Annotated in this window: 6 protein-coding genes; 4 read left to right on the top strand and 2 right to left on the bottom strand. The window is 63.4% G+C overall.

Annotated features, from left to right (window positions below; genetic code table 11):
• The first annotated feature begins 71 nt into the window (after positions 1-71).
• Positions 72-1892, top strand: a complete 1821-nt coding sequence (gene typA / locus PcP3B5_RS28525; RefSeq protein WP_009613807.1) for a translational GTPase TypA — start codon at positions 72-74, stop codon at positions 1890-1892.
• 53 nt (positions 1893-1945) lie between these two features.
• Here the strand turns inward: typA and PcP3B5_RS28520 are convergent, their stop codons facing one another.
• Positions 1946-2593 (bottom strand): DUF746 domain-containing protein, encoded by a 648-nt coding sequence (locus tag PcP3B5_RS28520; protein ID WP_009613806.1) that lies wholly within the window; start codon positions 2591-2593, stop codon positions 1946-1948.
• A gap of 190 nt (positions 2594-2783) precedes the next feature.
• On the opposite strand from PcP3B5_RS28520, the gene PcP3B5_RS28515 reads away from it, so the two are divergent.
• The 3 genes from PcP3B5_RS28515 to PcP3B5_RS28505 all read left to right on the top strand — a co-directional run bounded on the left by PcP3B5_RS28515 (position 2784) and on the right by PcP3B5_RS28505 (position 12380).
• Entirely contained in the window at positions 2784-10208 is a 7425-nt protein-coding gene (locus PcP3B5_RS28515; protein WP_061563026.1) for a two-partner secretion domain-containing protein, read from the top strand.
• 1085 nt (positions 10209-11293) lie between these two features.
• Positions 11294-11599, top strand: coding sequence for a hypothetical protein (locus tag PcP3B5_RS31760; protein ID WP_145923958.1), 306 nt, complete (start codon positions 11294-11296; stop codon positions 11597-11599).
• Between the two features lie 388 nt (positions 11600-11987).
• The gene (locus PcP3B5_RS28505) at positions 11988-12380 is read left to right on the top strand and encodes a DUF2846 domain-containing protein (RefSeq protein WP_024128065.1); all 393 of its coding nucleotides are present in this window, start codon (positions 11988-11990) and stop codon (positions 12378-12380) included.
• A 112-nt stretch (positions 12381-12492) separates the two neighbouring features.
• Here PcP3B5_RS28505 and PcP3B5_RS28500 read toward each other — a convergent pair whose 3' ends face one another.
• Positions 12493-12732 carry a hypothetical protein gene (locus PcP3B5_RS28500; RefSeq protein WP_061563024.1) on the bottom strand — a complete coding sequence of 80 codons (240 nt, stop codon included), beginning with the start codon at positions 12730-12732 and terminating at the stop codon, positions 12493-12495.
• Between the last annotated feature and the right edge of the window lie 380 nt (positions 12733-13112).

Raw genomic sequence — 13112 nt, 5'->3', positions numbered from 1 at the left:
TGAACGATATTTCCACCTGCTTGCCGCTTGTGGCTTGCAGCTTGAAGCTACTTTTTACCGAGACAGACACCGTGATCGAAAATCTCCGCAACATCGCCATCATCGCCCACGTCGACCATGGCAAGACCACCCTGGTGGACAAGCTGCTGAAGCTGTCCGGCACCCTCGACCGCAAAGAAGCGGAATCCGAGCGCGTGATGGACTCCAACGACCAGGAAAAGGAACGCGGCATCACCATCCTGGCGAAGAACACCGCGATCAAGTGGAACGGCTACAACATCAACATCGTCGACACCCCCGGCCACGCCGACTTCGGTGGCGAGGTGGAGCGCGTGATGAGCATGGTCGACTCCGTGCTGCTGGTGGTCGACGCCCAGGACGGCCCCATGCCGCAGACCCGCTTCGTGACCCAGAAGGCCTTCAAGGCCGGCCTGCGCCCGATCGTCGTGGTCAACAAGATCGACCGCCCCGGCGCGCGTCCGGACTGGGTCATCGACCAGATCTTCGACCTGTTCGACAACCTCGGCGCCACCGATGAGCAGCTCGACTTCCCGATCGTCTACGCCAGCGCCCTGAACGGCATCGCCGGCATGGACCACGAGAAGATGGACGACAACATGGACGCCCTGTTCCAGGCGATCATCGACCACGTCCCGGCCCCGGTGGTCGACGTCGACGGCCCGTTCCAGATGCAGATCTCGCAGCTGGACTACAACAGCTTCCTCGGCGTGATCGGCATCGGCCGCATCACCCGCGGCAAGGTCAAGTCCAACACCCCGGTGGTGGCGGTCAGCGACGACGGCAGCAAGCGCAACGGCCGCATCCTGAAGATCATGGGCCACTCCGGCCTGCAGCGCGTCGAAGTGCCGGAAGCCGAAGCCGGCGACATCGTCTGCGTCTCGGGCATGGAAGAACTGTTCATCTCCGACACCCTGTGCGACCCGCAGAACGTCGAGGCCCTGCCGCCGCTGACCGTCGACCAGCCGACCGTGAGCATGACCTTCCAGGTCAACGACTCGCCGTTCGCCGGCAAGGAAGGCAAGTTCGTCACCAGCCGCAACATCAAGGAGCGCCTGGAGAAGGAACTGCTGCACAACGTGGCCCTGCGCGTCGAGCAAGGCGACAGCCCGGAGAAATTCAAGGTCTCCGGCCGTGGCGAGCTGCACCTGTCGGTGCTGATCGAAACCATGCGCCGTGAAGGCTTCGAGATGGCCGTGGGCCGTCCGGAAGTGGTGATCATCGAGAACGAGGCCGGCGAGAAGCAGGAGCCCTACGAGAACGTCACCATCGACATCGAAGAGCAGCACCAGGGCTCGGTGATGGAACAGATGGGCCTGCGCAAGGGCGATCTGAGCAACATGATCCCCGACGGCAAGGGCCGCGTGCGCCTGGAATACACCATCCCGGCGCGCGGTCTGATCGGCTTCCGCAACAACTTCCTGACCCTGACCTCGGGCACCGGCATCCTGACCTCGACCTTCAGCCACTACGGCCCGATCAAGGCCGGCGAAGTCAGCAACCGCCAGAACGGCGTACTGGTCTCCATGGCCACCGGCACCGCGCTGACCTACTCGCTGGAAACCCTGCAGAGCCGCGGCAAGCTGTTCCTCGGCCCGGGCGACGAGATCTACGAAGGCCAGCTGGCCGGCATCAACAGCCGCGACAACGACCTGGTGATCAACCCCACCAAGGGCAAGAAGCTCGACAACATGCGCGCGTCCGGCAAGGACGAAGTCATCGCCCTGGTTCCGCCGATCCGCTTCACCCTGGAGCAGGCGCTGGAATTCATCGCCGACGACGAACTGGTGGAAGTGACGCCGAAGTCCATCCGCCTGCGCAAGAAACTGCTGAACGAGAACGACCGCAAGCGCTACGAACGCGCCAAGGTCTGATCCCGACCGCAGCATGAAGAAGGCCCCGCCGGAGCGATCCGGCGGGGCCTTTTTCATTTTTCCGTGGCGCCTGCCCGGCTTGCGATGCGCATCCTGAAATGCTCGTCCGGCTCGCTCACGCAGCGCCGGCAAGCCTTGCACTGAAACATCCGCTTGCCCTGGTGCCTGCCGTCGACGAAGCCCAAGCGGAAAAAGTGCTCGCGGTTACCGCAGCGTGGGCATTCCAGGGCAGGCAGTTCGGGCCGCATGCCCAGCTTGACCTTCGCCTCCCACTCGCCGCTGGGGTCGAGCCTCAGCAGCCACTGGCGGAACACCCTGACCCAGCGGGACAGCATCCTGTGCGACACCCCCAGCCGTTCGCTGGCATTGGCGATCGAGCGTTGTTGCGACAGCAGGGGCAGGAACGCCTCCAGCTTGTCGCAGCGCAGGAAGCTCTGCAGCGCCGTACCGGTACGCCGGTTGAAGCCCTTGCCGCAGTGCCGGCAATTGAAATAGGGAATGCCGTTCGGCGGCCTGCCCCGGTAGCGCAACACCACCTGGTGGCTGCCGCAGTGATGGCAGGGCGGCGGTGTTGGGTCCTTGGACAGGACTTCGTCGATGTGCCGTTGCAGGAAGGCGGTCAGTGCGGGGTCTTCGTGCCGGGGGATGTCCTGGCCACGGTCGAGGATGGGCAGGGCGTGGTCGAGTTGGCGGCGGGGCATGGGGCGGGCTTTGCGTGACATCGGAGCGCTATTTGAGCTGCGGCGCCGGGGCCTTGTGAATGTGCTCCGTGGGTGACTGGGCATAGTTCGGAAACGGCCTACGCAAGGAGGCTGGAACTCCTCAAGGCCTCACGCCGAGTAGGGGAATAGAGTCCGCCGGGTCAACGATTACCCCGCGCGAGCCCCCGATATGGACATCCGTCGCCCCTTCTATCAGGCCATCGCCAGCGCCCTGGCCGGCCTTCTGTTCCTCAATCCGATAGTCGCAGCCGCCGCGCAACTGGCGGTGGATGCGGCCGCCGGTGGCAACACGCAGATCGGCGCGGCGGGCAACGGCGTACCCATCGTCAACATCGCCACGCCCAACGGCAGCGGTCTCTCGCACAATAAATTCAGCGACTACAACGTCGGCCAGCAGGGCCTGATCCTCAACAACGCCACCGGCAAGACCGCCAGCACCCAGCTGGGCGGAATCATCATCGGCAACCCCAACCTCAAGGGCCAGGCGGCGCAGAAGATCCTCAACGAAGTCACCGGGGCCAATCCCTCGCAGCTCAAGGGCTACACCGAAGTGGCCGGGCAGGGCGCCCACGTCATAGTCGCCAATCCCCACGGCATCACCTGCAACGGCTGCGGCTTCATCAACACCCCGCGCGCCACCCTCACCACCGGCAAGCCGATCCTGGCCGGCGAACGCCTGCAGGGCTACGACGTGGATGGCGGCGAAATCGCCATCGAAGGCGCCGGACTCAACGCCAGCAATATCGACCAGTTCGAGCTGATCACCCGCAGCGCCAAGCTCAACGCCGACCTGTACGCCAGGCAGCTCACCGTGGTGGCCGGGCGCAACACGGTGGATGCGGAAAGTCTCGCCGCCACCGCCAAGCCCGACGACGGCAGCGCCAAGCCGCAACTGGCCATCGACAGCTCCGCCCTGGGCGGCATGTACGCCAACACCATCCGCCTGGTCGGCACCGAACAGGGCGTGGGGGTGAAACTGGCCGGCAACATGGCGGCCAGCGCCGGCGACATCCGCATCGATGCCAACGGCAAGCTGCAACTGGCCCAGGCTTCGGCCAGCGGTGACATCGCCCTGAAGGGCCAGGACGTGGCGCTGAACGGCTCCGCCTATGCCGGGGGCAGCGCCAGCGTGCAGGCCAGCGGGGCGCTGAGCAATGCGCAGAGCCTGGCGGCGGGCTCGTCCATCGAACTGAAGGCGAACCAGCTCAGCAACAGCGGCGTGATCGAGGCCGGCGTCAATGCCGACAACAGCCGCAATGCCCGCGGCGACGTGGCGATCGACGCGCAGAGCCTGCGCAACAGCGGCAGCCTGATCGCCACGCGCCAGCTGCAGGCCCGCGCCACCGTGCTCGACAACCGCAACGGCCAGATCGGCGGCCAGCACATCCACATCAGCGGCGGCGCCCTGGACAACCGCCTCGGCCTGTTCGCCGCCGAACAGAGCCTGCGCCTGGACCTGGCCAGCCTCGACAACAGCGGCCAGGGCACCCTCACCAGTCGCGGCACCCTGCACGCCAACCTCGCCGGCAAGCTGGACAACAGCGCCGACGGCCTCATCCACAGCGCCGGCAACCTCACGCTGGCGGCGCAGCACATCGACGCCAGCCGGGGCGAAATCTCCACCCAGGCCGATGCCGACATCCGCACCCGGCAACTGAGCCTGCGCGGCGGGCGCCTGCTGGGCAACGGCGCGCTCGGCCTCGACCTGCAGGGCGGCGACCTGGACAACAGCCAGGGCGGGCTGCTCAGCGCCGGCACCCTGAGTTTCAAGCAACTGGGCACGGTGGATAACCGTGGCGGCGAAATCTCCAGCCAGCAGAGCTTCGCCCTCGGCGCCCGGCTGCTGGACAACCGCGACAGCGGCCGCATCATCAGCGCCGGACGGCTCGACCTGCAGGCCGACCGGCTGCTCAACGCCGGCCTGGGCCTGCTGTCCGGCTGGCAGGGGCTGAGCGTCGGCGGCGGCAGCCTGGACAACAGCCAGGGCGGCACCCTCTCCAGCAAGGCCGGCGCGCTCGCCGTCAGCCTCGCCGGCGCACTGAACAACGCCAGCCAAGGCGCCCTGGTCAGCCAGGGGGACCAGCGGATCAGCGCGGCCAGCCTGGACAACCGCGGCGGCATCGTCTCCGCCGAGGGCAACGTCGAACTCGCCATCGCCGACACCCTCGACAACCGCGACGCCGGCCTGATCGACGCCCAGCGCCGGCTCGACTTCAGCCACGCCGCCACCCGGCTGCTCAACCAGGGTGGGCAGATCAGCGCCGGCAGCCTGCTGCTCAAGGGCCGCAGCCTGGACAACAGCGGTGGCCAACTGCTCAGCCAGGGGGCCCTGGAGGCGACGCTGAGCGGCGCGCTCATCAACGCCAACAACGCCCGCCTGAGTAGCGGCGCCGGCCTGCTGCTCAAGGCCGCCAGTCTGGACAACCGTGGCGGCCAGCTGTCCAGCCAGTCCACCCTCGAGCTGATCCTCGGCCAGGGCGGCCTGGACAACCGCGACCGCGGCACCCTGGCCAGCCAGGGCGCGTTGCGCATCGAGGCGCTCGGCGGCCGCCTGCTCAACGGCAACGACGGCCTCGTCCACAGCGGCGACAGCCTCAGCCTGCGCGCCGCCGGCCTCGACAACCAGCAGGGGCAGGTTTCCAGCCAGGGCGACGCCAGCCTCGCCCTGAGCGGTGCGCTGAACAATGCCCGGGGCCGCATCCAGAGCGATGGCGGCAAGCTCGACCTGGGCGCCGCGAGCACCGACAACAGCGGCGGCATCCTCAATGTCGCCCAGGGCCTGCTCAGGATCGTCACCGGCTACTTCGGCAACGACGCTGGCGTGGCCCAGGGCGTGGACCTGGACGCCCAGGCCAGCGGCGGCATCGGCAACCGCCAGGGGCATCTCGCCGCCACTGCCGGCCAGGCCAAGGTCGACAGCGGCAGCGCAGCCCTGGACAACCGCGACGGTGGTCTCTACGCCGGCAACCAGCTGACCCTCGCCGCCGGCGACTTCCTCAACGGCAACGGCAAGGTCGGCGCGAAAGGCATCGACTTCAGCCTGCTGGGCGCCCTGAACAACGACGGCGGCCTGATCGAAGCCGGCGACTGGCTGAGCCTCGACGCCGCCAGCCTGAGCAACGCCCAGGGCCGCCTGCGCGCCCTGGGCCAGAGCGGCAGCACGCGGATCGTCACCCGCGGCCTGCTAGACAATCGCCAGGGCACCCTGGAAACCGCCGCCGACACCCTGCAACTGAGCGGCGGCGCCCTGCACAACGCCGGCGGCACCGTGTTGCACGCCGGCAACGGCCAGTTCCTCGTCGACCTGGGGCAACTCGGCCAGGCCGGCGGCCACTTCATCACCCAGGCCGCGCTGGACATCGACGCGCCGGACTGGACCCTGAACAGCAGCCTGCAGGCCCGCCAGCTCACCCTCAACGTCGACCGCCTGCAGCTCGGCAGCGACGGCCAGCTGCTGGCCGTGCAGGGCCTTGACGGCAGCGGCGGCCACTGGCGCAACGACGGGCTGATCGCCAGCGATGCCGGCCTGAACCTGAACCTGAGCGGCACCTACGCTGGCGCCGGGCGCCTCACCAGCCTGGGCGACCTGAGCCTTGGGGCGAGGCAGGTCGAACTCGGCGCCGCCGCCAGCATCGCCGGCGGCAGCGCGGCCAGCGTCACCGCCAACGGCCTGAGCAACCACGGCCGCATCAGCTCCGCCGGCGACCTCGGCGTGCGCGTCGCCAGTCTCGACAACTTCGGCAGCCTCGGCAGCGCCGCCGGGCTGCGCGTGGAGGCCGGCAACCTGCTCAACCAGGGCGGGCTGCTGTTCAGCGGCGGCGACATGGCGCTGCGGGTCGGCACCCTCAGCAACCGCGCCGGCGACCTCTACAGCCTCGGCAACCTGCACATCGCCGCCAACGACCAGAACGGCTGGGCGGCCAAGGTCGAGAACGTCTCCGGCAGCATCGAAAGCGCCGGCGCCCTGACCCTGCTGGCGCAGGACTTCGACAACCGCCGTGGCGACGACTTCCGCATCGGCCAGCGCATCGTCGCCGGCAACATCCGCATGTACGCCGACGATGTGTGCGACGGCAAGGGCTGCGAATTCCGCTTCCAGTCCTGGGAGCGCTACGAGGACGTCATCACCCAGGACTCGCCCCAGGCGACGATCACCGCCGGCGGCGACTTCGTCTTCCGCGGCGGCGCCTTCGCCAACCTCTACAGCAGCATCGCCTCGGGCGGCGACATCGACATCCAGGCCGCCAGCTTCCGCAACCAGGGCGCGGCCGGCGGCGTGGAGCGGCACCTGGACGGGGCCTTCTACACCCGCACCGACGCCTACTACTGGGCGTTCCGCAGCAACCAGGAGCTCTACAACCGCTACAACGACCCCAACTCGCCGGACTACGACCCCGGCGCCCTGAGCCGCCAGCAGGTGCTGGAGTCCGGCGGCTACCCGGAGCACAACTTCCACACCCTCATGATCTCCGAGGTGCAGGTGTCCGGCGCCCCGGCGGCCAGCGCGGTGATCCAGGCCGCGGGCAACGTCAGCATCATCGCCAGCGAGCAGTTCGACAACAGCGTGGTGCGCCGCGACGCCGGCGCCCAGAGCATCGACCCGCGCGACGTGAGCACGGCCACCGGCGCCGCCACCGGCCAGTTCGCCATCACCTCGCAGCTGCCGCCGGACCTGGCGCAGCAGCAGGTCAACCCACTGGAGCTTCCCGGCTTCAGCCTGCCCGGCGGCGGTAACGGCCTGTTCCGCTTGAGTGGCGAGGACGGCAGCGCCGGCGCCCGGAACGGGCCCGATCTCGCCGGCCTCGGCCAGGGGCTTTCCCGCGTCCAGGGCGTGCCGGACAACGCCGCGCCCGGCAACAGCCACAAGTACCTGATCGAGACCAATCCCGAGCTGACCAGCCTGAAGAGCTTCCTCGGCTCCGACTACCTGCTGGGCCTGCTCGGCTACGACCCGGACCAGGCGCAGAAACGCCTGGGCGACGGCCTCTACGAACAGCGCCTGATCCAGCAGGCGGTGGTGGCCCGCACCGGCCAGCGCTTCATCGATGGCATGGCCAGCGACGAGGCGCTGTTCAAGTACCTGATGGACAACGCCATCGCCTACAGGGACAGCCTCAAGCTGACGGTAGGCGTGGGCCTGACCGCCGAACAGGTGGCGGCGCTGACCCACGACATCGTCTGGCTGGAAGAGGCCGTGGTGAACGGCGAAAAGGTACTGGTGCCGGTGCTCTACCTGGCCCAGGCCGACAACCGCCTGGCGCCCAACGGCGCGCTGATCCAGGGCCAGAACCTGAGCCTGATCAGCGGCGGCGCACTGAACAACGCCGGCACCCTGCGCGCCAGCGGCGACCTAAGCGCCAGCGCGGCGAACATCGGCAACAGCGGCCTGATCGAAGCGGGCAAGCGCCTCGACCTGCTGGCCACCGAGAGCATCCGCAACACCGCCGGCGGCATCCTCAAGGGGCGCGACGTCAGCCTCACCGCGCTGACCGGCGACGTGATCAACGAACGCAGCATCACCACCCTCGACCTGAGCGCCGGCAACGACCGCATCCACAAGGAAATCGCCAACGCCGCCGCCCGCATCGAAGCCAGCGGCAACCTGGCGATCAACGCCGGACGCGACCTGCTCAGCGTCGGCAGCGCGATCCAGGCCGGCGGCGACGCCCACCTGCAGGCCGGGCGCGACCTGCGCCTGGAGGCTGCCGGGGAAACCGACAGCGCCGATTTCCAGAGCCGGCGCATGCAGGGCAGCCTCGCCAGCACCACCCAGCACGCCAGCGACATCAGCGTCGGCGGCAACCTCGATGCCAGCGCCGGCCGCGACCTCAGTGTCATCGCCAGCCACATCGACGCCAAGGGCGACATCGTCCTGGGCGCCGGCCGCGACGTCACCCTCGCCTCGGCGGCGAACGAAGAGCACAGCCAGACGAAGTACAAGGGCGGCGGCAAGAAGGTCGAGCAGCAGGCCGACCAGGTGCGGCAGCAGGGCAGCAGCCTGAGCGCGGGCGGGGACGTGGTCGTCAGCGCGGGGCAGAACCTCACCCTGGTGGCCAGCCAGATCAGCGCGGGCAACGAAGCCTACCTGGTGGCCGGCGACAAACTGGAACTGCTGGCGGGCTACGACAGCGACTACTCCCTGTACAGCGAGGAGAAAAAGGGCGGCTTCGGCAGCAAGAAGACCCAGCGCGACGAAGTCACCGACGTGAAGGCGGTGGGCAGCCAGATCAGCGCCGGCGCCGACATCACCCTGCTCAGCGGCGGCGACCAGAAATACCAGGGCGCGAAGCTCGAAAGCGGCAACGACATCACCCTCCTCAGCGGCGGCAGCGTGACCTTCGAAGCGGTCAAGGACCTGCACCAGGAAAGCCACGAAAAGAGCAAGGGCAACCTGGCCTGGCAGTCCGCCAAGGGCAAGGGCCAGACCGACGAGACCCTGCGCCAGAGCCAGCTGATCGCCCAGGGCGAACTGGCGATCAAGGCCGTGGAAGGCCTGAAGATCGACATCAAGCACATCGACCAGCAGAGCGTCGGGCAGACCATCGATGCCATGGTGCAGGCCGATCCCGACCTGGCCTGGCTGAAAGAGGCCGAGGCGCGGGGGGATGTGGATTGGCGGCGAGTGCAGGAGGTGCATGACTCCTTCAGCTACAGCAGCTCGGGCATTGGTACTGGAGCTGCAATTGCCATTGCCATCATCGTTGCTGCTGCAACTTACGGCGCTGCGACCGGCGCAATGGGTTCGGCCGCAGGAGCTGGGGCCGGTTCTGGAACTACGATGGCGGCTGCAGGTAGTGCCGCCATGGTTGAGGCTGGTGCTGCAGTTGGCACTGCTGCCGCAGGTTGGGGGAACGCCATGGCAGCGACTGCTATTTCTTCTGTCGCTGGAACTGGGGCTGCCAGTTTTGTTGGGAACAAGGGCGATCTGGGGCAAACACTCAAGGACATCACCAGTGAGGACAGCCTGAAAGGTTTTGCCGCTGCGGCACTCATCGCAGGATTCGGCGCTGGCTATACGGAGGGCTGGGGTAGGGAGTTGACTGCCGAGGGGAACTACAAACTGATCAGCTATGGAGATCGGATCAAGGCTTATGCTGCCAATACTGCACTAAAAGGCATCCTTAATGGGAACGACAAGGATACGTGGCTGAGTATTGCTGCTACAGGGGCGCTGATGGAGTTATACCAATATTCGGTTGGACGAGCTCCGGACGTTAGGCCAGGCGTGGACAGGGAGAATCCAAAATTTGAATCTTTAGATGGTGGCTTTGTGCCGCAGGTGTACTTTGATGGTGGGATGCGAGAAGGTAAAAATATAGGATTGAATTGGCCGACACTTGAAGCTTGCAGTGCGGTTTACTCAGTGTGTCATGGAACCTTTGTTAGTGACTCTTTAAATTCTGTCCCCGGATTTAACGCTTTTGCGACATTACATGATGGATGGATGATAAATCTTGAGGCAATGAAAGGGGCGGATATGTCTATTTTAGAAAATATTGGAAGTATGCCGCCGGCTATTATTGTTAATTATGGGGCTATTTACTATAAATATAAGGAGTTGGTTGAGTTGGCTAGGAGGGGAGATGAGAAGTAAATTTTGGATTTTGTTTTTTTTCTTTTTCATTCTTGGGTGTTCTACTCGCTCCATGTGGGTTGATGGGATGAATGGAATGGTGGGAGAGTCTTATTACAGGCACTATAACTATTTTTGGTCTCCTTCGAATAAGAATAAGAGTTTCGATAGAGTTGAGGTTGAGGGGGGAGGGAGAAGATACTATATAACTTGGCATGGAGAGTGTAAGTACTCCATTTATGTGGAGAGGGATGGTTTAATAAGGTCATGGAGATATGAAACTAATAATATGGAGTCTTGCTATGTTCCGATGTATTGATCTTGCTTGTCCGGGAACATGTAATTGAGTAATGGTTAGCAATTCTGAGAGTGCTGTTCAAGAAGTAACTTGGTTGTCAACTATTTGTGGTTTGCTGTTCTGTTTGTGCGGATGTGGTCCGTCAAACTATTACTGGGCTGAGGGGATGGATAGATTTGTTGGGTAGAGAGTTGATTCTGGGTTAGGTCGGTGCTTGGATGGTTGTACTGGCTCTTTTGGGTCGCCAGCAAATCACAATAGACAGTTTAGTGAGATCGTCTCTGAAGAGGAGGGGTGAGCAGTATTATTTTGATTAATAGGCTCGGTGGCGGAGTTAAGATAAGCTTATTATTCATGCTTTCGATGTTTATGTTTGTCTTGAGCGGGCTGGTGGCGAACACTGCTCTCGATGGGGCGATAAGGATAGCCTTGCAATGTATTTTTCTGTCTAATGTATTTGCTTATTTATATGATATGACAATGTATGGTCCTCATCTGTACATGAGATTCTCCGGCGATGCAGGCTCCGATCAGATCGGACGATTTGTGTTCATGTTGGTTTGTATGTTTTTGGGTGTGGTTTGTGCCATTTATTAATGGTTTTTAGATGAGTATTACCCTTCTGGAATTGAGGGCGAAAGGGGACGGATTTATTTCTCCTGCTCTAAAGCTGACTGGTTATGTAGGGTTGGAGTGTAGTAGGTGATTTTCTGTTTTTTCGATTTTCTCACCTAGGTCTTATCAATAGGTGGGCTTAGGATAACGGGTGTAAATTTTCTATCTCTGGTTCTTGAGGAGAGATCCTTGAATGAGATTTTTGAGACTTTTGAAGAGGTATAGATTAGCTGTACTTGCTCTGTTGGTTTTGGGCGGTATCGGAAATTCTTTAAGGTTTATTGGTGAATGGAATAGCTTTGGGGTGGTCGTAACTGGTCAGGCTTTTTTTGGCTGGGGGTTTTACTGCTATTTAGCAGATAGAGTTATTTATCTGGCGCCTGGAGGGGCAGTCGAAAATAATCATCCAAAGGAAGTTAGGTTTCTGGTGGGGGTATTCGCCCTTGGTGTGTACTTGTTAATGTTTGCTTTTAATGGCTATGACAGGGATTGGTGGTAAGTGCCGGGAAGGGTGTTTGTTATTTTTTTGTGGTGTTGGTTGATGAGGCGAGAAGGGGCGGATTTATTTTTCCTGTTCTAAAGCCGACTGCCTGGGCAGGATTAGAGTGCAGGAGAAAACCCTCCTTCGTTAGAGTCCGATCGAGTCTTTCAGGTGGCCTTCCAGGCGGCATTCAGGGTAAAGTTTTTGGCCTTTTGCCATCACTGCCGAGTCGATCTTTCGACGCGCCGGCATTGGCAAAGGCAGGCACTGCCGTTGCCTCTGGAAGAAAGGGCGGCGGCTACAACCATATGGAAAGGGAGAAGTCGTTGTGAGAATGCTCAAACTGCTTGCGCTGGCCAGTATCGCGCTTATCTATGGCTGCGCCTCGGCTCCGTCGATGGAGAAAATGCAGGCGGAAGTTGCCGGGTACGAGTTGCCCAAGGCTGCCACTGCCGACCAGGGGCTGGTTTATGTGGTGCGGCCGAGCAACGCCGGTGGCCTGGTGCGTTTCAACGTGTTCCTGGATGACCGCGAAGACGCCTCGGAGATGGGCTACAACCGTGGCAATCAGTACATCTATTTCTACGTCGAGCCAGGCAAGCACACCATCAGTTCCAAGGCGGAAAACTGGGCGGACCTGTCTTTCGAGGTGCGGGCCGGCGAAGTGGTGTTCATCAAGCAGGAAGTGGAAGTCGGGATGCTGATGGCGCGCAACAACCTGGTGCTGCTTGGCGATACCGAGGGCCGTTACCTGGTCAAGGATGCCAGTTTGGGTAGCGTGGCCAAGGAACGTAAATGACCAGCAGGGAGCAGAGAGACGGATTCATCTTTCTGCTCTAGATCCGAAACTGCGCGGGTCGCGGAGCGAAGCGTCATCCGGCAACGGCGGATAACGCTTCGCGTTATGCGCCCTACGGTCGGGTGCGTTGCTCGGCGGCGGCGTACAGCCGCTCGGCGTCGGCCGCCAGGTATTCCAGCGCGCTGAAGGTGCCGTCCAGCACTTCCTCGGTGGGCGCGCCCAGGTCCGGCGCGCCGGCCAGCAGGCGCAGCAGGTTGACCAGGGCCGCCTGGCGGGATTGCGCGGCGTCGTAGAGCTCCGATGGGGCGGTGCTTGTCAGGGGATGGGGTAGCACTTGGGCTGTAAGGTTCATGGGCTTGTTTCCTAATCGAATGGGTTTCCGCTTCCTGACGCCAATCAGGGAGGGCGGACCGTACAGGTTGGCGTACCGGGATTAGGACCGGCGCATCCGAAGATGCCCCGCACGGCCCGCCCATAACGCGGGTGCAGCCATGCCAGGCGCCAAGCTCAGCTTTCGCGCCTTCCTAACCCATCGGGACGCCAATCCCGAGCCGCCCTGTTGGGCGGCCGAGCCACGTTAGGGCGCTACCCCAAGGCTGTCAATCGGAGACGGCAAGAAAGCGGGGAGCCGTATCGACAGGAGGCACGCGTCTCGGACAAGGAGGCGCTTCATGACCCTTGCCGATCTGCCCGGGCCCGACGCCCGTGCCCAGCCGATGCTGCTGGTGCCTG

The organism is Pseudomonas citronellolis (assembly GCF_001586155.1).
Taxonomy (GTDB): Bacteria; Pseudomonadota; Gammaproteobacteria; order Pseudomonadales; family Pseudomonadaceae; genus Pseudomonas; species Pseudomonas citronellolis.
This window is presented reverse-complemented; position numbering and strand designations above follow the sequence as displayed.